The sequence below is a fragment of the Lacticaseibacillus sp. 866-1 genome (assembly GCF_016861825.1).
Taxonomy (GTDB): Bacteria; Bacillota; Bacilli; order Lactobacillales; family Lactobacillaceae; genus Lacticaseibacillus.
The window spans coordinates 1-23,125 of record NZ_BOLU01000013.1 but is presented as its reverse complement, the minus strand read 5'-3'; the positions used below and the strand labels follow the sequence as shown (position 1 = coordinate 23,125).

Genomic DNA, 23,125 nt, shown 5'->3' with positions numbered 1-23,125 from the left:
ATGTGAAGAAGCATTGGTTCGGCCGCTTGCGGCTGAGACCCACTGAAGGAGGGATTTTTTCAATGAAACATTTGAATCTTGGCGGCGTCGGCGTGTCCGTTTCCGCAGTTGCCCTGGGCGTCATGCGCATCACTAAGCTGGACGTGGAAGAAGCCACGAATCTGCTGGAAAGCGCCCATGACGCCGGCGTGAATTTTTTCGACAACGCCGACATTTACGACGGCGGCAAGGCTGAGACCCTGTTTGGCCAGGCGCTGAAAAACGCCAGCTTCTCCCGGGATGACGTCATCGTCCAAAGCAAGGTCGGCATCGTGCCCGGCAAGCGCTACGACTTTTCCAAGCAGCACATCACCGAAGCCGTTGACGGCTCGCTGAAGCGCCTCGGCCTCGACTACCTGGACGTCCTGCTGCTGCACCGGCCAGACGCATTGATGGAACCGGAAGAAGTCGCGGCCGCCTTTGACGCGCTGCAAGCCGCCGGCAAAGTGCGCCACTTCGGCGTGTCCAACTGCAACCCGATGCAGATCGAACTGCTGAAAAAGGCGGTCAAGCAGCCGCTGGTCGCCAACCAGTTGCAGTTTGCCGTCACCCACACTGGCATGATCGATAACGGTATTCATGTCAACATGACCGACGACCGCTCCGTTGACCACGATGGGTCGATTCTTGAGTACTCGCAGCTGCACGACATGACCATCCAGGCGTGGAGCCCGTTCCAGTACGGCTTCTTCGAGGGCGTCTTCATTGACAACCCGAAGTTCCCGAAGCTTAACGCCAAACTCCAGGAGTTGGCTGATAAGTACCACACGAATTCCAGTGCGATTGCGGCGGCCTGGCTGATCCGGGTGCCAGGCACTCAGGTCATTGCCGGCACCACCAACGCCAAGCGCATTGCCAACATCGCCGAAGCCGGCGACATCACACTGACGCGCCAGGAGTGGTATGACATCTACTTTGCGGCAGGCAACGACTTGCCTTAATGCATCCATAATTAGGCATAAAAACGTGGTCTCTTCAATGTTGAAGTGGCCACGTTTTTTTAGTGGACAGATTGTCAGGCCACACCCTGGCTGGCAAGAAAATCACCCAGGTGCGCAGCAATTTGCGCCATCCCCTGAGCAGTCGGATGCAGCAGGTCTGAACTTAAGGCGGTCATGTCGGCCAGCAGATCGAGACCGCTGATGTACGGGAGCTTGTCGACGGTTTCCTCGCGCACAATGCGGCGGAAGGCGGCCACTTTGGCTGGGTCCTCCGGATAGTCGGTCACGACCATGTCCGTGGCCACCACCGGGCGCGGATCGGCCGCAAATGGGGCGATAAAGCGTCGTACCCGGGTCCGAAAGGCATCAGGCGAAAAGGCGCCAAGCACGTTGATGCCCATTTCAAGTGAGGCGAACTGCCAGTCATCACGGCCGACCAGGTAATCGGCTACGGCAGGCTCCAACCACGCGGACCCCGGAAACCCGAAGTTGAGCAGATCAGCCTTGAACCGGTCGGCGACTAACTGCGGATACGTCGCGAACGGATTCAGGGCCAGTGACCCATGCGTAATCGAAGACCCGTAGGCCAGGTATGTCCGCTGCGGCAATTGCATCGGTGCTGGCACCGCGACGTCCCCACTGACGCCGTAAAAGTAGTTGCGGCAATAAGGCAGGCAAACCCGCACCACCGCCGGATCAAAAGCCAAGTGCTGCTGCGTGGCCAGTGCCTGCAACCGTGCGAGGTTTTCCGGCCGCGGGATCGTGATAGTCGTCTTCTGCGGGGTCAAGATGCGCGACGAGGCCGCCCAGGTCCCTGGAAACGTGCCGTAGCGAATATAGGCCACCTGCGCCTCGGCGGCTTTTTCCACCGCCAGCTTGAGCGTGACGGTCGACGCCTTCATCACAAACCGCAGCTCCACTCCACTGGCGTCAGACGAGGTGTGCGTGGCCGGTTCGTCCAGCTGCCCAAACACCGTTTCAGGCACCCGGTCTAGCAGCGGCCCGGCCGAGGTCTCGCGGATCCGTTCAACGTTATGAAACAAAATTCCTGATTTTTCCACTTCTAAAGCTTCTCCCTATCAAATCAAGCCCGGTTGTAGTCAGCATTCGGCAAGCGTTACTTATCAGTGCGCGTCGTCCACCGGTAGCTCAGCGGCATTACCACGATCATGGCGGCAATCAGCAGCACCAACGCAACCACGGAGACCACCGGTGGGAAGAACAGGCTGACCAGCATCAAGACGCCGCCGGCCACCATCACATAGCCCAACACGCGCATGGCCTTCAGCGCACCGGCGGGGTTTTTCACCTGCCACGGCACGTGATAACCGACCCCGACCCAGCCTTGGTGCGCCGTGCTTACCGGCACGGTCGGCAGGTAGTTGCCCATCACAATGAAGATGGCGCCGACCACGGCAATCGCCCACAGCCGAATGTTGACCGCCTGGCCTAGGGCGTAACGAATCGTTGCCACGTAGATGACCACCGTCACCACTGGAATGATCCACACAGTGATGCGTTCAAACCGCGGCGCACTTTTGCCACGGCTGCTGGCCCAGTACGTGGTGCCAACGGCCAACCAGTGGGCGGCCAGCATCAGCAGCGGCAAGCCGTACACGACCAGCGCTTTGGGCATCCACCCGTTTGGCTGATTGTCGACGCCCCAGTGCGTCACCAACGTCGCCGGCAGCGCACTGTATTGACTTGCGCCGTACAGCATCGTGGCTAAGATGACAGCGCTGGTGATCGCCATCAGGACCCATTTATTTTTTGTCATCAGACTCGCCTCCAATTCCCAAACTGTAAATCCAGCTGAGTACTTCCTCGAACACGCTGGCGTTTAGGTCGTAGTAGATAAAATTCTTCTCGCGCCGCTCGGTGATCAAATTCGCCTGCTTGAGCAGCTTCAAGTGGTACGACACCGTCGCCGGTGTCAGGTCGAACTGGGCCGCGATTTCACCGGCCGGTTTCGACTCGTCCTTCAGCAGGTTCAAGATCTTGCGCCGCACCGGATCGGAAATGGCCTTCAGAGTGTCACTCATTGCCATGGTCCTGCCTCCGTTTTTCTATTTTGATAATTATCTAAGTAGATAGTAAGACCTTGGCGGTGTGCCGTCAACAACTATTTAGATTATTTTCGAATTAGCCAGCAAAAAAAGGCTCACCCGAAATTTGGTGAGTCCGCGGAAAACGTCAGGGCGATTACATGAACTGTTGCAGCCAGGTGGCAAACAGCGGCAGCCACTGGGCCACCACCGGTTCTTTGCCGTAGTCGTGCCGCTGGCTCCAGGTTTCGCGCGTGGCCAGGCTCAGGCCGTGGCGGCCGGTCGGAAAAATGTGCAGCTCGCAGGCCACGTCGTGCTCGTGGAGCGCCTCGGCGAAGCGGATGCTGTTTTCGACCGGCACGGTTTCGTCGGTCATGGTTGTCCACAGAAAAGTCGGCGGCGTCTGTGCGCTGACCTGCCGCTCCAGAGACACTTGCAACCGCAGCGCCGGCGAAGCGTCAGGCCCAATCAGCTGGTCAAACGAGCCGGGCTCCTTAAATTCACCGCTGGTGATCACCGGATAGCCGAGCATCATCCCGTTTAACCGGATCTCATCATCCTGGTAGTCGGCGAGCACCGTTTGCGCAATCAGCGTGCCTAAACTTGCGACCAGATGGCCACCGGCAGAAAAACCGACCCCGATGATGGCCTCAGGGTTCACATGCCACTCGGCCGCGTGCTGGCGAATCGTCCGCACCGCCTCGGCAAGCTCCAAAAGCGCTGTCGGAAACCGGTGCTCAGGCCCAACGCTGTAATGCAGCACGAACGCCTGGCAGCCCTTGGCCAGCAGCGCCATGGCGACGGGTTCGCCTTCGCGCGGTGAAACAAACGCGTAGCCGCCGCCCGGGGCAATTACAGCGGCGGGTCGCACGCGATCAGGTTCCAAATCCTCGTACTGATCCATCAGGTACGCGTCAAAATAGGCGTCCTTGGACAACGGCGTGGTCAGTGTTTCACGAATCACTTGCATCATGCAAGCCTCCTTAGAATTTTTCCACCGCGTTTAACGGCCAGTAGCGCCACTTGACGACGCCGAACACTTTCGACCGCTTCACAAACCCGAATTTACGACTGTCATACGACACCGGCCGGTTGTCCCCCAGCACGAAATAGGCATCCTCCGGCACCGTGCGGGTCCGCGTCGCCTTGAGCGAAGCCAGTGAAAAGTTCGGGGTAAAGGCAGGACTGTTCCCGGTCTCACCATTTTGCTTGGCCTCAAAGGCCATGACCTTGCGTTTGAACGCAGGCGTGATGAACGGCTCCTTTACCCGTTTGCCGTTGATGTACAGCACATCGCGGCGCACGGCCACGGTGTCGCCCGGCAGCCCAATCACCCGCTTGATGTAGGCGCGGCCGGGTTCTTCGGGACTGTCAAACGTGATCACGTCGAAGCGGTGAATCTTGGCATGCCGGCGCACCACCAGCCGGTCGCCCGGATTCAGGTGCGGCGCCATGGACTCGCCGGTCACCCCAGCATTGGCAAAAAACAGCCCCAACACCAGCTGGATCAGGAACATGGCGGCCCCGATGCCGATGATGATCAGGCCCCACTTGAGGAGTCCTTTTAAAGTCGGATCAATTGATTTGCTCTGCTTTGTTGGCATCGTCCAGGCTCCTTTGCTGAGCTTGCACTTGGGCGTCCTCCTTCTGCCGGATCCGCCGCATCGTCCGAACGTACATGTTGACCAAAACGAACACGGAGCCGACCCAGGCCAGCGGGTTGGCCATTGACGCACCGGTAAAGCCGAGGTGCGCGACCAGCACGATGCCGGCAAACGCGCGCATCATCAGCTCAAACAGTCCAGCAACGGTCGGCACCAGCGTGTGTCCCAGGCCCTGCAGCAGGTTGCGCATCGTAAACAGGATCGCCAGCAGCCAGTACATGCTGGCGTTATAGTGGAAGTAAGTCTGCGCCAGCGCCGTGACCGCCGGCTGATTCGGCCCCAGAAACAGGTTGACCAGGGGTTTGGAGAAGACGATGATCAAAGCCCCCAGCACCGCCGAAATGCCGACGTTCAGCAGCAAGGTCTGGTGCACCCCGCGCCGAATGCGCCCGTACTCGCGAGCCCCGAGGTTCTGCGCCGCATAGGTGGCCATCGTCACCCCAAAGGACGACGCCGGCAGTGTGGCGATTTGATCGATACGGCCGGCCGCCGTGTACGCCGCGACCGCATCGGTGCCCAGCGTGTTGAGCATGACCTGCAAAATAATCGATCCAATGGCGATGATCGACATGGAAAAGCCCATCGGCATCCCCACGACCATGTGGTGCTTGATCTCAGGCCAGTCAAACTTCAGGTCGCTTCTGTGAATGTTGAGCAGTGGGACCCGCAGTTTAATGTAAATCCAGCACAGTACCGCAGAAATCGCCTGCGCAGTCACTGTGGCCCAGGCTGCCCCTGGCACGCCCCAGTGGAACCCGAGAATAAAGGTGAACTCAAGGATGATGTTGATGACGGTTGCGATGATGAGAAAAATCAGCGGCGTGCGGGAGTCGCCCAGCGCCCGCATCATGTTGCTCAGCAGGTTGAAGGCCATCGACGCCGCGATCCCGTAGAAGATGACCCGCAGAAAGGCCACGGAGTTTTCCAAAATCTCCGGTGGCGTCTGCATCAACACCAGAATCGGCCGCGTCATCACGGCCGCCGCCGCGGTGAGCACTACCGACAGGGCCACACAGATCCAAATCGACACCCCAAAACTGCGCCGCACGCCGCGTTCGTCGCGCGCGCCGTACGCCTGCGCCGTCAGCACGGAAAGCCCGGCGGTCAGGCCCTGCGCAAACCCGATGATCAGAAAGTTAACCGACCCAGTCGCCCCAACCGCCGCCAGCGCGTCCTTGCCAATGGTCCGCCCGACGATCAGTGCATCCATGAAACTATACAGTTGCTGAAAAATATTCCCAATCAACAGCGGGATCGTAAAAAAGAAGATGAGCTTGATGGGATTGCCCTTTGTCAGCGTGTGCATGTATTTCCTCCTCCACTCAAACCAAATGCCTTGAATCACTGTATCACAATTGGCCTGAAGCGGCGCCCGTAAAAACGAGTTGATATAATTCCGTCATATAGCAGATTAAAACAAAAAAATTCGGCAGACCGCAGCCTGCCGAATCCGAACTTTTGCGTTAAATACCGGCGCCGCCACCCCCGGAGGAGCCACCGCCGAACCCACCGCCGGAGCCGCCACCAAAGCCGCCTCCGCCGCCGAATCCACTGCCGCCGCCCCACCGGTCGTTGCGGTTAGAGCTGGACAGCAGGTCACCAAGCAGCCACCAGAGCCAGAAGCCAGTGCCACCGCCCCGACCGCCGCGGTGATTGTTGCCGCCGCTGAAAAACAGCGCAATGATGGCCACCACAATAAACAGCGTGATCAGCGTGGCCAGGATGCCGCCACCGCCGTTTTCGTCACTGCGTTGGCGCTCTTGGTACTGCGCCATTTGGCTGTCGGACACCGTGTTGTCATCGGTTTTGAACTTGTACTTTTTGTCGATGACGGTCGCGACCGCGTTGAAAACGTTGCGCAGGCCCTTATTGACCTCGGCATCGTTTTTGGATTTGATCAGTGTCTTGTTGTCCTGCAGGATACGGCCGGCCATTGCATCGGGCAGATCCCCTTCCAGACCGTAGCCGACTTCGATGAACAGGTTCTGGGCGCCGTGATTATCGGCGTACACGAGCAGAACCCCGTTGTCGCTGTTTTTCTGGCCCACACCCCACTTGCTGAACAGGTCTGGGGCGTAGTCGCCGAGGTCCTCGCCGCCGGAGGATTTGATCACCGCCACGGCGACGGCGGGCTTCTGCTTAGTCTGCTCCCACGAGCGGTTCTTGTCATTAATCAGCGTTTGCGTCTGCGGCTCGAGCAAATTCAGCTCATCGGCGTAATAAGAATCGCCAGTGGGCTTTGCCGGGTAGCTGACCGCCTCAACTGGGGTGGCATGCAGAAAAAGGAACGCCAGCGGCAGCAGGAATAAAACGCTAAGCCAGCGTTTTTTCATGTGCGGCCTCCTAATCGCCGAGGTTGACCTTCGGCACTTCGTCGGCCCCCGGGTTGGCCTTAAAGGTCGGCTTCTGGCCGAGCCCCATCATCGAGGCAAACAGGTTCTTCGGGAAGGTGACGACGCTTTGGTTGTAGTCGCGCACGTCCTCGATGTACCGCTTGCGCTCAACGGAGATGCGATTTTCGGAGCCTTCCAGCTGCGTCATCAAGGTTTGCACGTTCTGGTTGGACGCCAGCGTCGGGTACTGTTCCTGGATGACGGAAACCAAGGTGCCGACACTACTGTTCAGCTGGTCATCAGCTTTGGCCTTGGCCGTGGTCGTGTTCGCCTTGTTATAATTCTCACGGGCTTTGGCGATGGTGCCGAAGATTTTATCCTCGTGCTTCATCGAGCCCTGAACGGAGCTGACCAGGTTCGGCACTAAGTCGGCGCGGCGCTGCATAACGTTTTCGACCTGGCTCCACTGCGCCTCGACTTCCTGGTTCTGCTTTTGCAGCGAGTTATAGGTGCTGATGCTGTATATGCCAACGATGACTGCGACCGCCGCGATCACGATCCACGTGATAGCCAGCGGACTGAGCTTCTTTTTTTGCATAACGTTCTCCTTCGTTTCACTAAAATAAAAAAACGGGTTGATACGCCTAGTTTAACATGTTTCGACTAGGCAGCATCAGCCCTAAGAATGAGACAATTTATTTGAAGTAATTAAAGCCGATGGCGTCGCGCACCTCGTCGAGTGTCTGGTTTGCGACCTCGTTGGCGTGCTTGGTCCCGTCGATGAGCATCTGCTGGACCTGACCCATGTCCTCGGCGTACTGCGCACGGCGGGTGCGGATCGGGGTCAGGATCTGCTCCATGACCTCGTTGAGGTAGCGCTTGAGCTTGACGTCACCCAAACCGCCGCGCTGGTACTGGTCCTTGAGCGCCGCGACCTGCTTTTTATCCGGATCAAAAATGTCCAGGTAGGTAAACACCACGTTGCCTTCGACCTTGCCCGGGTCCTCCACGTGAATGTGGTCGGGGTCGGTGTACATGGACATGATTTTCTTTTGCACGGTGTCGGCATCGTCGGCAAGGTAAATCCCGTTGTTTAGGGACTTGCTCATTTTAGCGTTGCCGTCAATCCCTGGCAGGCGGCCAAGTCCCTTGGCCGGGAAGTACCCTTCCGGTTCGACCAGCACGTCCTTGTTGTACGTCCGGTTGAACGTGCGGACAATTTCGCGGGCCTGTTCCAGCATCGGTTCCTGATCGTCGCCCACTGGGACCGTGTCGGCCTTGAACGCCGTAATGTCGGCAGCCTGGCTGACCGGGTAGATGAAGAAGCCGGCGGGCACGGACGCGCCGAATTCCTTCTGCTTGATCTCGGTCTTCACTGTGGGGTTGCGGTCCAAGCGAGACACGGTGACCAGATCCAGGTAGTACATCGTCAGCTCAGTCAACGCCGGGACCCCGCTTTGAATCAAAATGGTCGACTTGGCCGGATCGATGCCGACGGCCAGGTAATCCAGCGCAACCTCCATTAGCGAGTGCCGGATCTTCTCCGGGTCGCGCGCGTTGTCAGTCAGCGCCTGCGTGTCGGCAATCATGATGAAGGTATCGTAATCGCCAGAGTTTTGCAGCTCCACGCGGTTCTTCAAAGAGCCGATGTAGTGGCCGATATGCAAGCGGCCGGTTGGACGATCGCCGGTTAAAATGACTTTTTTGGACATGAAATGATCCTCCTAATTGATTGTTGAGATGTTTGAGGAAGGGGCTTGGACTTTAATCGGGCTCCGGGCTGGCGCACCTTACAACAAAAAACCGCCCCATGCTTTACATAGGACGGCTTTGCGCGGTACCACCTAACTTCACCGGACTAAACCGGCACTCTCAAGCGGCTTAAGGCGCACCCACCGAGCGCCTTGGGTGAGCCAATTCACTGAAAGCTGCGGCCGACTTTTCAGTATCGTCGACTTCCTGCACGCAATTGCCCTCAGCTACTCATCACCCGCATTGACGCGAATATAGGTTAATGATAGCACGGGCAATGCCAAAATCAAACCGGATTACAGCAGGTAGTCCATGTCGCTGGCCTCACTCGGGTAGGCAAAGACCATCCGTTGCACCTGATCCGCAGGAGTCTTCGTGTTGATTGCCATGGTCAGCAGGTTCACCAGCGACTCCGCGCTGCTTGAGACCACAGTGGCGCCGACAATCAGGTTGGTCGCCTTTTCCTCAACCACGGTCACCGAGGCAAAAGTCTCCTGGGTCCGGTTGTAAGTGTACCAGTGGGTCACGTCCTCGCTTTTCACCACATAACGATCATCTCCGGCGGCAGACTCTGGGGACACGCCGACTTTGGAAATTTCCAGGCTGCCGTACACCGTCGTTGGAATCGCCGGATAGGCAATCGGCGCGGCGCTGCCCAGCAGGTGTTCCGCGACATAGCGGCCGTCAAAGCCCGCTACCGGCGTCAGCTTAGGCTGGCTGGTGGCCGCAACGTCCCCAATCGCGTAGATGTGCGGCGTCGTGGTTTCCAAAAACTCGTTCACGACAATGCCGCGTGCCGTCGTTTTGACGTGCGCCCGGTTGAGGTGCAGCTGCTCGTCCGGCCGCCGCCCCATCGCCGCAAAGACGCGTTGCACGTCTAGGGTGAAGCCATCGGCCTGCAGCCGCAGCGTGCCCTGTGGTGTCTCATCGACCCGCTTAAGTTCAATGTTTTCGTGGAAGTGGATGTGTTCATTTTGCATGGCTTTTTGCAGCGCATCGACCGCCGCTGCGGGAAAGCCGCGCAGGGCGCGGTCGCCGTGCATGATCACGTCAACTTCCGCCCCAGCGGCTGCGGCGATGTTGGCCAACTCCATGCTGACATAGCCCGCACCGATGAAGGCGATGTGCTGAGGCAAGTGATCCATGTCGAGAAAGTCGCGGCTGGTGGCGATCAGCTCGCGGCCTCTGATGTCAGGCAAAACGGGCTGCACGCCAGTGGCAATAATGATATCCTGCCCCTCGTACATATCCTCACCGACCGCGATGGTGTGTTCGTCGATAAAGCGCGCTTCACCATCAACGGCCATCATGCCGGCACCAGTCACCCCGCTGCGCGTGCCGCTCGGCACCGTGCGCGTGTAGGCGCGCTTAAACGCCATCAGCTTGGGCCAGTTGATGTCCGGGATGCCGTTCAGCCCTGCCTTGGTCATGCGCGCGGCGTAGGTTTTGGCCTGCACCGCACTGTATAGCATTTTCTTCGGGTCGCAGCCGTAGTTCGGGCAGGTCCCGCCCCATAAATCGCGCTCCACGACCAACACTTTCTTACCCGCTGAAGCCAGCGGATAGGCCGCGGCAAGCCCTCCTGGGCCGCCACCGATCACGATCACATCATACTGCTGCATGTGTTCTCCCCCTTTAATCCTTGGCAACGTCGGCCAAAAAGGCCATCACCTGCGTCGCGTTTACCTTAAAGTTACCTTGCTGACACGCTACTGTCACGGATTTGCCCTCGCCCAGCGGGGTCAAAATTGCGCGCAAAGGATCGCCCTCCTGCGCCTCGCCCGCCTCAGTACTCCTGTCGGCAAACCGCCGCAGTTCGATGAGCGGCGTGTCCAACACTTCTGGGGCGGCGCTGGCAAAGAAATCCGAAACAAAGTTGCTGGCTGGATTCGAGGCAATTTCTTCAGGGGTCGCCACTTGTTGAAGCACCCCTTCACGCATGACAGCGATCCGATCACCGAGCCTCATGGCCTCGTTCATGTCGTGCGTGACAAAAACAATCGTCGTTTTCATTTTTTTATGTAACCGCAGCACCATGTCCTGTAAGCTGGTGCGCGAGATTGGATCCAGCGCCGAAAAAGGCTCGTCCATCAGCACCATCGGTGGTTTGGTCGCCAGCGCCCGGCAAATGCCCACCCGCTGCTGCTCGCCGCCGGACAGCTCGGCCGGCATCCGGTCGCGGTACTGTTTGGGCTCCAGGTCCACCGCAGTCAGCATCTCGTCAACCGTTTCACGAATCTGCTCCTTTGACCAGTGCTTCATCTGCGGAATCAGCGCAATGTTCTGCGCCACGGTCATGTTGGGAAACAGGGCGATCTGCTGCAGCACGTAGCCGATATTCCACCTTAAATCACGCAGATCCGTGTCAATGAGCCGCTTATCGTTAAAGTAAATGTTGCCGTCGGTCGGCTCGATCAGCCGGTTGATCATTTTCAGCGTGGTCGTTTTGCCAGAGCCGGACGCGCCGACCAGCACGAACAGCTCGCCGTCGCCGATTGTCAGGTTCAGGTCCTTGACCGCGGTAGTGCCTTCAAACTGCTTGACCACGTGTTCAAAACGCAAGACGTCTTTGGTCATCAGCGCGCCTCCTTTAACAGGCCATGCTTGGTCAGGTAAGTCTTGGCGACCGCACTGGCCGACTTCCCCTGCACGTTGACCTCGTAGTTCATTTCCTGCATATCCGCTTCAGAAATCTTACCGCCCAGCTGATTCAGCGCGGCGGTGAGCTTAGGATGATCTTTGGCAAACTGCGTCCGCATCAGCGGGGCGCCTTGGTAAACTGGGAACAGCTTGCGGTCATCCTGCAGGGCCAGCAAATGATACTGGCGGATCTGCGAGTCGGTCGAGTACCCATCCGTCACCTGCACCTGGCCGCGGTTGAGCGCCTGATAACGCATTGAGGAATCCAGCGTGTTGACCGTGAAACTGACGCCGTACTTGCTTTGGATGCCCTTGTAGCCGTCCTCGCGCGCGTTGAATTCAACATCAAACCCGGCCTTCAGCGGCGTGTTGAGCTTGGTCAGATCCGAGATCTTCGTGACCCCGTTCTGCTCGGCCCAGGCCTTTTTGACGACGACGGCATAGGTATTGTTATAGGCCATCGGTTTGCCGAGGCTTAGGCCCTGCTGATTCAGCAGGGATTCGGCGATTGGGTACGGGTCCTGGCCTTCAGCAATCTGCGCGGCCTGCTTCTTGGAAGGCTTCAACAGGCTGCTGACAACCGTCCCGGTGAATTCAGGGTAAATGTCGATTTTATCGCTTTTAAGTGCGCTGTAGAGAAAACTGGTCTGACCAAAGTTCGGCTTCAGTTCGACCTTCACGTTCGCATCCGCCTGCTCAATCAGATCCTTGTACATGTTGATCAGGATCTCGGGCTCAGAGCCCAGCTTGCCGGCCACAATGATGGTCTCCGGCTTTGGGGCCACCGTCTGATAGGTCGCATAGCCGCCAAAACCGAGCACCAACGCCCCTAAAACCACGGCGGACACCTGCCAGCGCCATTTGGAAAACATCGAGATGAACCAGGAAAACAGGATCGCCAGTAGTGCTGAGGCCAAAGCACCCAGCAGCGTCAGCGTCGGGTCGTTCAGGTTGATTCCGCGCATGATGATGTCGCCCAGGCCGCCGCCGCCAACCAGCGCCGCCAGGGTAGCAGTGCCGATGATCAGAACGGCCGCGGTGCGGACCCCGCCCAGGATCACGGGCATCGCCAGCGGCAGCTCGACCTTGATCAGGCGCTGCGGCTTGCTCATGCCAAAGGCTTCTTCGGCTTCTTTATAAGCCGGGTCGATTTCATGCAGCCCAGTGTACGTGTTTTGAAAAATCGGCAGCAGCGCGTAAACGACCAGGGCAATGATCGACGGCGCGGTGCCAATGCCGACGATGGGAATCAGCAGTCCCAGCAGGGCCAGGCTGGGAATCGTCTGTAAGATCCCCGTCACCTGCAGCAGAAAACCGGCAAACCGATCATGGTTTTGGGCCCAGATGCCCAGCGGAATCGCGATCAACAGCGCCAACAGCAGCGCGATCAAAGACAGCTGAAGGTGCTCCACCAGCTTGGTCAACAGCGTCCCGCGCTGGTCTAAAAAGGTCTCCCACAATGCCTGCATAGTGTCCTCCGTATCTAATTCTATGTACTCTAAAGATAACACTTTCCCACGTTTGGTAAGCAAACATTTGTACCGGGCTGCTTTACAACCACGGCCAAAAAGCCTACACTGATTGCACGATTTTTAAGCGAGGAGGGCGTCCATGCAAAATCAGACGAAGCAGGAAGAACAGGCACGCGTCGACTTCGTGCGGGCCAAGTTGACGCAGCGGCTGACCATCGTCAAGCAGCAACTGGCCCGGGCCCACCGTGAAACCACCCGCATTGAGCGGGCCTACGGTGATGCCACCCGCGTCAACATCACCGAAATCGATGACCGCATGGAAACCAATGCTGCTGTTCAACAGCAGAAGACCATGGTCGCCCGCGCCGTCGAAAACGAGCAGATTCTGGAAAAAGAGCAGCGGCGCCTGCGCCTGCTGCAAGACACGCCGTATTTTGGCCGCATCGACATCATTCAAGACGGCGAGCCTGACACCTTGTACATCGGGCTGGGCACGTTCATCGACCAGGACGACGACTTTCTGGTGTACGACTGGCGCGCACCGATTGCTTCAATATACTACAACGGGACGCTGGGGCAGGTGACCTACACCACCCCCTTCGGACCGGAAACCGTCGAGCTCGTCAACAAGCGCCAGTTCACCATTGAGCACGGCCGCATCACCAACATGTTCGACACCGACGAAACCGTCGGCGATGAGATCCTGCAATCCGTGTTAGGCGCGCAAAGCGACGTTTATATGAAGAACATCGTCGCGACCATTCAGCAGGAGCAAAACGACATCATTCGCGACACCAAGCACGACTTGCTGGTCGTGCAAGGCGTGGCGGGCTCAGGGAAAACCTCGGCGGTGCTGCAGCGCGTCGCCTACCTGCTGTATCACAGCCAAAAGGACCTGGACGCCGACCAAATGGTGATGTTCTCACCCAATCAGCTCTTTGCTAATTACATTTCCGAAGTGCTCCCGTCGCTGGGGGAAAAGAACATGCGCCAGGCGACGCTCGCCGAGTTTTTGGCCAAGCGCTTCTCCGGGCTGCACGTCGAGACCCTGTTTGAACGTTACGAGCGCGACCACGAAAGTCTGCCTGAAGCCGCCAAGGCAATCCGCCGCTACAAGGAGCGCGCCAGCTACCTCGATGAGCTGAAGGCCTACGCCAACACGCCAGGCCGCATCCCGTACTTCATCGATATCACATTGAACGGGGAGGTCTTCTTCTCCGCCAAAACCATCACGAAGATTTTTGCCAGCCAGCCGGCCCAAGCCACTGCGGCCAACAAATTCCTCGACACCAAGAACGCCCTGATCAAACGGCTCAAGACCCGCATCAAGCTCGCGATTTACGACGACTGGGTGCAGGAGCGCCTGGGCAGCCTGTCGTCTGGCGAAGCCCGCGACATTTTAGGCGATAAGCGCTTTGAAAACGGCGAAGATGAGCAGCGCTACATCGCCACCCAGCTGGTTAAGGACGCCTTTTCGCCGGTTTACGATGCGATTTACAACGATTACTTCCTCGACCCCTACCAGGACTATGCCCGTTTCCTGGCGCAGTGCCAGCCGCCGGTCGCCGGCAACGTCTGGGCCGAAATGAGCCGCGCCTACCAAACCGACCTTGAGGCCCACATTCTGCGCCTGGCCGACGCCGCCCCAGTGCTGTACCTGCGCGACCTGATCGCCGGCTCCGGGCAAAATCACGCGATCCAGTACGTCTTCATCGATGAGATGCAGGACTACTCGATGGCCCAGCTGCGCTACCTCCACTTCGCCTTTCCCAAGGCTAAGCTCACCCTGCTCGGCGACGCGCGCCAGGATGTGTTCACGACCGACTATCAGCCCAGCGACTTCATCCACGAGATCTCAGCGGTTTTTGCCACCAGTTCAGTGCGCCTGATCAACCTCAACCGCAGCTACCGGTCGACTCTGCCGATTACCAACTTCGCCAAGGCTCTCTTGCCGGTCAACGACCACATTCAGGCCTTCACCCGCGGCGGCACCAAGCCGCAACTCGTGACCGTGCCCAAAAATGCCTACCGCACCGGGCTGATTCGCACCCTCAACCAGCTGTTGGAAACCAACACGACGGTGGCCGTGCTCACGCGCGACGCGGCCCAGGCCGCCCAGCTGTTCACCACGCTGCAACTCGACGTGCCGGTGCAGCTACTAACGGCAAGCGACCATCAGCTCCACGCCGACTGCGTCATTCTGCCGGTCTACCTGGCTAAAGGCCTGGAGTTCGACGCGGTGGTCGGCTTTGACATTTCCGCCGGCACCTACGACCAGGCCAGCGACGCCGACGTCCTGTACACCCTGGCGTCCCGCGCCTTGCACACCCTGATCCTCATCGCGCTGGACCGGCCGAGCCCGCTGGTTGCGGCGCTGCCCAAGGACTTGTACGAAACGATCGACGCCGCGGACCATGCGGCTGCCTCAAATCCGGCTCACTAACGCAAACGAGGCGACTGAGACAAAATTGCCTAGTCGCGTTCCATCAAGCAACGCCCAAGTGCACAAACGCCCCTGCACCGCGATTCTAAAAACGAGTCGTGGTGCAGGGGCGCTTTTGCTTTGGGCTAAAACCGCTTGATGTCTCAGCCTCTCGTTTTTATGATACTGCCCGGTGTTTGGCCTCGCGACTGACCAGCCAAATCAGGTAGATGCCCACTGCCAGGTGGACCACTACCATGACCCAGAGGAACAGCTGGTCCTGCCAATTATCCCCAATGTAAGAGCCGGCACTGGCCCCGCCCGGGGAGAAATAGTAGGAGAAAGCGTCAAAGAAGGCATGCAGAAAAATGGTGAACCCAAGGTTGTGCGTCAGCAGGTAAATGCCGGCGGCGCCCAGCCCCAAGGCCGTGGCGTACAGCACCTGGATCAGCGTCTGCTTCAGATCCTGGTTGCTGCCCAAATTGGTCAGGTGAATCGCCCCAAAGCACAACGCGGACATCACCCCGCTCCACCAAAACGCTGACAGGTGCCGCGGCGTGTGGCGATAAAAGAGAAACAAGAGCAGACCGCGCGTTATTACCTCCTCAAAAATGCCAGCGGACAGCCCGAACAGTACCGCCCGCCCCAGCCGGTGCGCCGAAAACGTTGGCAGTGGCCCGTAATCCAGGCAGCCGACGACCAGCATGGTCATCACCGCCAAAATCCCGAGGCGGACGTGTTGCGGCTTAGCCAGCAGCGGCAGGTGCAGCCACCACATCGCAAGGGTCAGCATCACCAGCCCGCCGGCAATTTCACCCAGGCTCTCCCAGGTGTCGCCGTTCAGGCCAAGCCTAGCCGTCAGCAGCATTTCCACAAAGATCCCGACGATACCGGCCACGATGATTGCCGCCATTTTAAACCCAAAGTGTTTGACCTGCGGCTTAAAGAAATCCATTTTCCCCACCCTTTCTCATCGCCTTCATTTTGCCCCTCAGCACGCGGATTGCCAAATAAAAAACCGCCCAGGGCAGCTGGACGTTCGTCTCACAGCATCAGCGCCGCGAGGTTGTTCAAAAAATGGAGGAACATCGAGTACCGAATGTCGCCGGTGTAGGCATAGGTCAGCGCGAAAACCGCGCCCAGAGCACTGTAAATCGCCCAATTGAGCGGATCAGTGAAAGAAGTGTGCGCCAAGCCGAAGACCATCGAGGACAGGACCACAGCCACCACGCGCCAGCCAATTTTTTCCTGGTGCGGGAAGCTGTGCATCAGCAGGCCTCGGAATAAGAGCTCCTCAACAGCCGGGCCGCCGACGCAGGCAATCAGCGTCATGGCCAGCGGCGCCTGCTGCATGATCGCCATCAGACTGCTTTGGTTCGCCGGCTCGCTAGTCGCGCCGTGCGCCTGCAGCAGCCCGCCGGCGATTTGCACCCCGTACATCAGCAGCACCATCAGCGCCTCAAACCCGACCATTTTTAAATCCAGTGGTTTACGGTGCCAGTGCGCGGCATCCTCTTTGCTCAGGAACCACTGGTAGGTGCGCCAAAGCAGGAGCAGCAGAATCCCGAACACCACCGTGAACAGGCCGGCAACCACCAGCGTGCCGGCGCGCCCGTGGGAGCGAAGCGTTGGCACCAGCACCATGTACTCGGCGTAACTGTATGCCAGAAATAGCAAGAAGACGATGCCGAGGCGCTTCAGTGTGGTTTTAATCATGGCTATCCTCCTTCGCGTCACTCGGCGACGATGTCCGCACCCAAGCTGCCGGCGATCACCGCCGCCTGAAACTGGTTGATTTTCAGCCCCTGCAGCAGCGCCGGCGTGAACAAGAGACTGTCAAAGCGCGTTTTGGCCAAGTTGACCTGCGAAAGCTTGGCGTCGGAAAAATCCGCACCGGTCACGTCGCCGCCGAAAATTTTGAGTCCGGGCTTAACCATGCTGGCGGCCTGAAAACTGCTTTCGGTCAGCTTGGTGTCAACAAATTGGACGTTCTTGAGCTTGGCCTCGGCCAGGATCAAGTATGTGGCTTGGCAGTCCTGCACCGTCACCTCGCGCCAAGTGCTGCGCGTGAAGTCGGCGCCCATCAGCTGACAGCCTTCAAAGCGGCAGCGGTACATCACGCTGCCGGTGAAATCCGCGGTGAGAAAGCGACTGCCTTTCACGGTGCAATCCAGCCACTCGCCGCCGCGAAAATCGGTTTGCGCAAAGCGGCAGTTGGCGAACGTCACGCCGGAGAGTCGAATGTCTTCGCTGGACACCGTCAAGCTGCAGCCGCTGTACGTCTGGTCCTCTTGCACCTCGTCTAGGCTCAGGGTCTGCCCCTTGATCATCGCTGCCACCGCCTTGTCAATTATGAGTTCCATCCTAGCATACTTTTAAAAATGGCGAAAAAATAGGCCCGACATCTCTGTCGGGCCACCGCAGCCGTTTACCGGATTCTAACATTGCCGCCCCACAGGCGTCAACGACGTATTCTGTCCCACTTATGTCCAACATAGGCTTGTTCAACTGAAATCAGATTGCCTAACGGCACGCAACTCAGCGCAAAATAAAAACCTTCCGGCAGACGGAAGGCGTGAAAGATGGTCCGGTTGACTGGTCCGTCCCTGGTGATGATTCATCTTTTACTCGATGTAATCATAACACAAAACAAATAGCCCCACCCCGCAAAGGGTGAGGCCGTGAGAAACGATACTCCATTTTAAAAAAATCATTCGATGATATACAATGCCGTTTTAGTACATCATATCAATATGCCAATTTGGACCGCACAAAAATAGCCCCACCCGCCGAAGCGAGTGAGGCCATCACATCTGCTCTTGGCGCAAGAGTCAGTGGGTAGCGGGGCACCCCATTTCTGGGGTACTTCTAGTTTATCATCAGCGGCATACTAAGACAACAAAAAGCCCCACCCGCCGAAGCGAGTGAGGCTAATTCAAAATGGTTCTAAATCGATCCATTTAGATATCAGAAAGGAAGCGTGCCTGCATTGAGTCGCTCCTGCAAGACAATTACCATGCGGGAACGATTGCTAATCACGCCGTCATGCTTAGTGCCGAGAGCCCGTTGCATGGCCTTGATGGTTTGCGGGCCAAGGTATCCGTCTACACGAACTCCCAAGTTCTGCTGCATCGCGGCAATGACACGAGAACCACCACGGCCAATCTGCACGCCACGCACGTTGTTGGTGCGGATCTGTCCGCTGATGATGCCATCAACGGTCGTGCCTTCGTGACGCTGCAATGCGGCCGTCACTTCACGGCCCCAGTATCCGTCTACCGTCAGCACAGAACGTGCCTGACTGGCGGTTTGAAGGATTTCAACATCTGACCGGTTGACCCAGCTCATGATTGAGCCCAGCAGCACTTTATTGCCGCTAGTTTGAATGACCTTGTAAGTTCTGCCTTTCACCCAATTAGGAATGGCTGTGCCGTTTGCATAGCGCTTGGCACTTAAGTTTACCTTTACCGCATATCCTGCGGAGATGCTAGACTTGTGGGTATTGTTAGCACTCTGACCGGCATTAGTAGCTGGTGTCTTCGTATCAGGCTTAACAATCACTTTACCCGTCCCCGTGGTCGTGCTCTTGCCGTAGCCATTATCAGTAATACCTGTCAGATCAACACTGGCATCCAAGCCAGGGGTGCTATAAGCATCTGTGAACTGCCACATATTGATGCCGTCCATTGACGGGAAGTAGTTAAAGTTCGGAGCTGTGACTGTCCTTGTCGTTGGGTAGGAAGCAATCCATAGGCTAGTTGGAAAGGCCTTATTAATCTGTGAGTAGTAGGTATGGTCGTTCAAGTAATACTTACCTGAATACAGAACTGGCGTGTATCCAGCAGCTTTAACTCTCTGCAAGCCATAGATAATTGCATCAGTGTTAGCCTGCTTGTTGCCAGATGCACCGGCCTCATAGTCCAGGGCCACAATAGAACCCTTTGGTGTTTGTATCATCGGCAAAAACTTGTCCATCGCCGCTTTAGCAACAGGGATACTACCACCAACTTGATACCAGATATAGGTATGGGCGTGCTTGCCGGCCGCAATAGCTGAGCTTACCTGAGTGCGATAAGTGCTCTGTACGACATATAGGCCGTTATAGGTGCCCCCTACCTGAGCAATGACTGCCTTACTTGGAGCGTTGCCATACTTACCATAATTGCCTTGATAAACCGACCAATCAAGGACAATGTCTCCCTTTGCTGCACGAACCTGCGTTGGCAAGGCAAAAGAAATAGCCGCCAAGATGGCGACTACCGAGGCAATGAGTTTATTCTTTAATTTCATGGTGCCCTCCTTATTGCTGTGGAGCAACAGATGATGGTGCCAGCTGAGCCTTAACTGCATCTGCGGCTGCTTGAGCTGCGGCCGCTACCTTGTCTTGATTAGATGCTTCCTGATCGACTGTCTTTTGCGGATAGGTTTCTGCTAGGCTGTCTTTCAAATTCGCATAAGATTGTTCAACTGCATTGGCAATTGTCTGCTCGTCTGTGCTGGTGAAACCAAGCGACTTCAAGCCGTCTTTCACAGCCTGAATGGCAGTCGATTTCTTGACCGCACCGTCAATCGCCTGTGTCACACCGAGCTGTTCTGCCGCTGTTACGGCCGCGTTTGCTAATGGGCCTAATACCTTTACCAAAGTCAGCGCTTGCTTGTTAGCCAGCAACTGTTTTGAGATCCAAGCCCCAATGATCGGGATTGCTGCTACTGCAAGTGATACTACAAGATCTGTCCAATTATTCATCATCATTATCTCCTTTGATGCCTACATGGTCTTCCAATCGAGTAATCCTAACCGAGTGACTGCCAAGCTCTTCATCATGCGTTTTCAGATGAGTATTCAAGTCTGCCAGCGATTGTTCGTGTAGCTTGAGCTGTCGATTAATCGTCTCTGAAAGCAATTGAATATCGTAGCGTAACGGATCCAAGGCAATCTTTTTGAACAGCCAGCTGCCCGCGCTCACGCCCACCCCTATGATTGATATGAACTCCGCCCAGTCACCAATCGTGTATCCAAAAAATGTCACTTTCTCACTTCCTTACACAAAAATAGCCGCTAGCTTTTGCTGGCGACATAGTCAGTGCCTGTAATCTGCTTGTACTCATCAGACGTGATTGCTCCAGATTCTACATAGCCCTCTATCGGGCAACCCCATGTGTACATCTGTTTTACAAAGTATCGCATCAGCTCTCGCCCCCTAACTTTTCGGTGAGCGCGGTGACTTGTGCCGCCAATTGCGCGTTTTGCAAGCCCAGTGCATTGATCATCTGCTGTTCGGCCGTGGGAATCACCTTATTGGCTTCTGCTTCAAGCTCTGCCTGTTTGGCCTCATCGACCACCAGCTTGCCGTTTATGAGCTTGGTTGCCCCCGTGACGATTGTGTCAAGGTCGCCCGGAGCCACTTCCACTGCGTTCGTGGTATCGAATGGTGTCTGCCACTGCCGGCCGTCCCAGAACTCCTGCTGGTAGCCGGTGATGTAGCCGTCTGCATCGAGTTCAAGAAGCACAATCACTTTTTCTTTTTCCATGTCCGCCTCCTATATCGCGACAACTTCAACAAGTGCAGACCCGCCATTGTTTTGTGCCGTGCCCCCAATTTGCTGCGTAGACACGTAAAAGAACTTATCGCCGTTGACTAGCTTGATCTTGTGCTGGTGGCCGGGATGAGCTGTGACGAATGCGCGCGAGATCAACGTGTAGTTGAAAAAGTCAGTTAGCGGCGTACCCGCATTAGCCCAGCACAGTAGCCACCCGGAGAAGCAGTCAGTGATTGGAATGGTAGGTGTAATCGTCGTCGTGTTAAGTAGGTATGTGCTCCCGGTCCAAATCACCGTTCCACTGTTGTCGAGCTGTTGGAGCATCTCACCGTTCAGGAATCCGCTTACCTTTTTTCCACTGGTGTCTAGGTTGGACAGTAATAGATGCCCCAGATAGAGCTGTGCCGCCGCGGAAATGTTACTTTCGGCGGTGCCACCCGTATAAAGCCGTGACAGGTATCCCGCTGGGCCAACCTCCGTGTGGAAGGTTTGAAGGGTACTGCCGCTACTACCATCAATCGTGCCGTCAACGGTCAGGTAGCCATCGCCCATCTTCGCCGTGCCAGTACCCTTTGTGAGCATGTCTTGGCCGGTCGGGTCGGTGATGTCTGCGAAGTCGCTCTCGTCAACCGGCGCATTCTTGAAGCTACTGATAAACTCGGAGCCCGAAATTACTGCGCCAGTTATGTTGCCGCCTTCATCAATGCTAAAGGTCCCCGAGGTGTTGCCAAATGTGGAGCCAGTAATGTTTTTTCCGACAATGTTCTCTGCGATTAGACTTGACTCGATTGGCGTATTCTGCCAATTGGTCCCGTCCCAAGTCTTTGCAGATGCGGCTACCGTGTTACCATTGCTGTCAGTCGTTGCTGGTGTAATCCATACGGCGTTAACTGGCAAATTAGTCGTGTCAGGCGCAGTAGCCGACTTCATGAAGGTTCGTGCAGCTTTGGCCGTTGCTTGCGCTTTTTCGGCAACTTGAGCAGCGTTTGTGGCAGTAGACTGAGCAGCGTTGGCAGTTGTTTGAGCAGCTGTTGCATTAGTCTGAGCGGTGTTAGCTGTGGTTTGTGCACTAGTCGCAGTCTCCTTAGCATCCGTCGCATCGTTAGCTGCCTCATTAGCTGCGGAGTATGCCTGTGTTGCAGTGGCTTTAGCGGTGCTGGCTGTTGCTTGTGCTAGTTTTGCCGCCGTCTTGAGGGCTACTGAAACCTTATCTGCTTCTATTTTATAATCGCCTAGTGTAGCGGTGCTTGAACTTGGCAAGGAATAGCAGCGAGAAATCTCAAGCACTCGTGCTGAAACATACAGATTTCGCTTTTCATCTGCCACATGAATCGTATCGCCAATGCTGATGTTGTCCGGAATGAATGCGAAGTCTACTGTATAGTTGGTAACTGGTGCTGCATAATGCTTTAAGTCGCTCAGTGCCGACTGTAATAGGTCTGCTTGCGTAGTAGCTTCATAATCACGCCACTGGTTCAAGTATGACCCATGCGGGTCTGGTGTTGACTTCTTACGCAGCCGTGAGTATGAGCGGTTAGCAACCGTATCAAGCAGCGTCCCATCGCTGTACAGGACATAGCGGCCATCTGGGTCAGTCCACTTGTAACCTTTTAGCGTGATTGGTGAATCAGATCCATCTGGAGTAGCACCACGCGCATAAATTGAAGTCAAAAGGCCGGTTGAATCGCTAGTTACTTCAATCTTGTTTAATTCGCTACCAACCCGAAGTGTCACACTGTTATCGGCGCCTCGTTGGTGAACAACATTTAGATAAAGGTGCTTAGGTGTTGTCCCCTCAATTTGGAATGAGTAGTATATCTCTACGCCAAATTCTTTAGCCACAGAATTCATACGGTCATACGAAGACTGCTCGCTAGAGAATGTAAGAGTGCGAACACTAGATGGAATCTCGTTAACGCCGATTTCCCAACCACTGTCTGCGCAAAATTGATTGAAGTATTGTTCAAAGGTCATGGCTTTAGCAGCAGTATATTCTGGCACCACTTCGTCTGTCAGGTCATTACCGGCGTCCATTCCAGAGAATGATATGCTATTTTGACCATCATCTGTTATCCCAGAAATGGTGATGAAGTGACCCTTGCGGCTCTCATCTTGATACAGAAGATAATTAGTGTCAGCGCACATCGCTACGGCCTGCTCAGCATATCCGCTTTCATAGTACAAAGTCCCTGTGAACAGGGTCGTGGCAACTGTGGTCGACTGCGTTTCTAATTCGCCAGCTACCCTAAAGTGACCATGGTTAATTCCAGCAATGC

Annotated in this window: 23 protein-coding genes; 2 read left to right on the top strand and 21 right to left on the bottom strand. The window is 56.4% G+C overall.

The window, feature by feature from the left end:
• Positions 1 to 62 precede the first annotated feature (62 nt).
• Positions 63 to 980 (top strand): aldo/keto reductase family oxidoreductase, encoded by a 918-nt coding sequence (locus tag JUE30_RS05470; protein WP_203623972.1) that lies wholly within the window; start codon positions 63 to 65, stop codon positions 978 to 980.
• A 74-nt stretch (positions 981 to 1,054) separates the two neighbouring features.
• Here JUE30_RS05470 and JUE30_RS05465 read toward each other — a convergent pair whose 3' ends face one another.
• The 12 genes from JUE30_RS05465 to JUE30_RS05410 all read right to left on the bottom strand — a co-directional run bounded on the left by JUE30_RS05465 (position 1,055) and on the right by JUE30_RS05410 (position 12,883).
• On the bottom strand, positions 1,055 to 2,041 hold the full coding sequence (locus JUE30_RS05465; RefSeq protein ID WP_203623971.1) for a GDSL-type esterase/lipase family protein: 987 nt from the start codon (positions 2,039 to 2,041) through the stop codon (positions 1,055 to 1,057).
• 56 nt (positions 2,042 to 2,097) lie between these two features.
• Positions 2,098 to 2,757: a DUF1648 domain-containing protein gene (locus JUE30_RS05460; protein WP_203623970.1), complete on the bottom strand. Its 660-nt coding sequence runs from the start codon at positions 2,755 to 2,757 to the stop codon at positions 2,098 to 2,100.
• Positions 2,744 to 3,028: an autorepressor SdpR family transcription factor gene (locus JUE30_RS05455; protein ID WP_203623969.1), complete on the bottom strand. Its 285-nt coding sequence runs from the start codon at positions 3,026 to 3,028 to the stop codon at positions 2,744 to 2,746. Before JUE30_RS05455 ends, JUE30_RS05460 begins: the two co-directional genes overlap by 14 nt.
• Before the next feature lie 154 nt (positions 3,029 to 3,182).
• On the bottom strand, positions 3,183 to 3,998 hold the full coding sequence (locus JUE30_RS05450; RefSeq protein ID WP_239061364.1) for an alpha/beta hydrolase: 816 nt from the start codon (positions 3,996 to 3,998) through the stop codon (positions 3,183 to 3,185).
• Positions 3,999 to 4,008: 10 nt separating this feature from the next.
• Positions 4,009 to 4,629, bottom strand: coding sequence for a signal peptidase I (gene lepB, locus JUE30_RS05445; protein WP_203623968.1), 621 nt, complete (start codon positions 4,627 to 4,629; stop codon positions 4,009 to 4,011).
• Positions 4,601 to 5,995, bottom strand: a complete 1,395-nt coding sequence (locus tag JUE30_RS05440; RefSeq protein ID WP_203623967.1) for an MATE family efflux transporter — start codon at positions 5,993 to 5,995, stop codon at positions 4,601 to 4,603. Before JUE30_RS05440 ends, lepB begins: the two co-directional genes overlap by 29 nt.
• Positions 5,996 to 6,152: 157 nt before the next feature.
• Positions 6,153 to 7,022 carry a YgcG family protein gene (locus JUE30_RS05435; protein WP_203623966.1) on the bottom strand — a complete coding sequence of 290 codons (870 nt, stop codon included), beginning with the start codon at positions 7,020 to 7,022 and terminating at the stop codon, positions 6,153 to 6,155.
• A gap of 10 nt (positions 7,023 to 7,032) precedes the next feature.
• Positions 7,033 to 7,620 carry a LemA family protein gene (locus tag JUE30_RS05430; RefSeq protein WP_125755975.1) on the bottom strand — a complete coding sequence of 196 codons (588 nt, stop codon included), beginning with the start codon at positions 7,618 to 7,620 and terminating at the stop codon, positions 7,033 to 7,035.
• A 97-nt stretch (positions 7,621 to 7,717) separates the two neighbouring features.
• Positions 7,718 to 8,734: a tryptophan--tRNA ligase gene (gene trpS / locus JUE30_RS05425; RefSeq protein ID WP_203623965.1), complete on the bottom strand. Its 1,017-nt coding sequence runs from the start codon at positions 8,732 to 8,734 to the stop codon at positions 7,718 to 7,720.
• A 336-nt stretch (positions 8,735 to 9,070) separates the two neighbouring features.
• Positions 9,071 to 10,396 (bottom strand): NAD(P)/FAD-dependent oxidoreductase, encoded by a 1,326-nt coding sequence (locus JUE30_RS05420; RefSeq protein ID WP_203623964.1) that lies wholly within the window; start codon positions 10,394 to 10,396, stop codon positions 9,071 to 9,073.
• A 13-nt stretch (positions 10,397 to 10,409) separates the two neighbouring features.
• The gene (locus JUE30_RS05415; RefSeq protein ID WP_203623963.1) at positions 10,410 to 11,351 is read right to left on the bottom strand and encodes an ABC transporter ATP-binding protein; all 942 of its coding nucleotides are present in this window, start codon (positions 11,349 to 11,351) and stop codon (positions 10,410 to 10,412) included.
• Complete coding sequence (locus JUE30_RS05410) at positions 11,351 to 12,883, bottom strand: ABC transporter permease/substrate-binding protein (protein WP_203623962.1); 1,533 nt, start codon at positions 12,881 to 12,883, stop codon at positions 11,351 to 11,353. The genes JUE30_RS05415 and JUE30_RS05410 overlap by 1 nt, the downstream gene beginning before the upstream one ends.
• 142 nt (positions 12,884 to 13,025) lie before the next feature.
• On the opposite strand from JUE30_RS05410, the gene helD reads away from it, so the two are divergent.
• A complete protein-coding gene (gene helD / locus JUE30_RS05405; protein WP_203623961.1) occupies positions 13,026 to 15,329 on the top strand; it encodes an RNA polymerase recycling motor HelD in 2,304 nt (767 codons plus the stop codon).
• Between the two features lie 157 nt (positions 15,330 to 15,486).
• On the opposite strand, the gene JUE30_RS05400 is transcribed toward helD, so the two are convergent.
• From JUE30_RS05400 to JUE30_RS05360, 9 genes are all read right to left on the bottom strand, one after another.
• Entirely contained in the window at positions 15,487 to 16,263 is a 777-nt protein-coding gene (locus JUE30_RS05400; RefSeq protein ID WP_203623960.1) for a CPBP family intramembrane glutamic endopeptidase, read from the bottom strand.
• A gap of 89 nt (positions 16,264 to 16,352) precedes the next feature.
• A complete protein-coding gene (locus tag JUE30_RS05395; protein WP_203623959.1) occupies positions 16,353 to 17,024 on the bottom strand; it encodes a CPBP family intramembrane glutamic endopeptidase in 672 nt (223 codons plus the stop codon).
• A 17-nt stretch (positions 17,025 to 17,041) separates the two neighbouring features.
• Positions 17,042 to 17,671 (bottom strand): pentapeptide repeat-containing protein, encoded by a 630-nt coding sequence (locus JUE30_RS05390; RefSeq protein ID WP_203623958.1) that lies wholly within the window; start codon positions 17,669 to 17,671, stop codon positions 17,042 to 17,044.
• Positions 17,672 to 18,275: 604 nt separating this feature from the next.
• Positions 18,276 to 19,598 carry a GH25 family lysozyme gene (locus JUE30_RS05385; RefSeq protein ID WP_203623957.1) on the bottom strand — a complete coding sequence of 441 codons (1,323 nt, stop codon included), beginning with the start codon at positions 19,596 to 19,598 and terminating at the stop codon, positions 18,276 to 18,278.
• Between the two features lie 10 nt (positions 19,599 to 19,608).
• Positions 19,609 to 20,055 carry a phage holin gene (locus JUE30_RS05380; protein ID WP_182628877.1) on the bottom strand — a complete coding sequence of 149 codons (447 nt, stop codon included), beginning with the start codon at positions 20,053 to 20,055 and terminating at the stop codon, positions 19,609 to 19,611.
• Positions 20,048 to 20,338, bottom strand: a complete 291-nt coding sequence (locus tag JUE30_RS05375; protein WP_203623956.1) for a hypothetical protein — start codon at positions 20,336 to 20,338, stop codon at positions 20,048 to 20,050. The genes JUE30_RS05380 and JUE30_RS05375 overlap by 8 nt, the downstream gene beginning before the upstream one ends.
• A gap of 29 nt (positions 20,339 to 20,367) precedes the next feature.
• Complete coding sequence (locus tag JUE30_RS05370) at positions 20,368 to 20,475, bottom strand: XkdX family protein (protein ID WP_239061366.1); 108 nt, start codon at positions 20,473 to 20,475, stop codon at positions 20,368 to 20,370.
• A 20-nt stretch (positions 20,476 to 20,495) separates the two neighbouring features.
• A complete protein-coding gene (locus tag JUE30_RS05365; RefSeq protein WP_203623954.1) occupies positions 20,496 to 20,840 on the bottom strand; it encodes a phage infection protein in 345 nt (114 codons plus the stop codon).
• A gap of 9 nt (positions 20,841 to 20,849) precedes the next feature.
• Positions 20,850 to 23,125 (bottom strand): phage tail spike protein (locus tag JUE30_RS05360; RefSeq protein ID WP_203623953.1); only part of this gene is annotated, 2,276 nt, incomplete at its 5' end.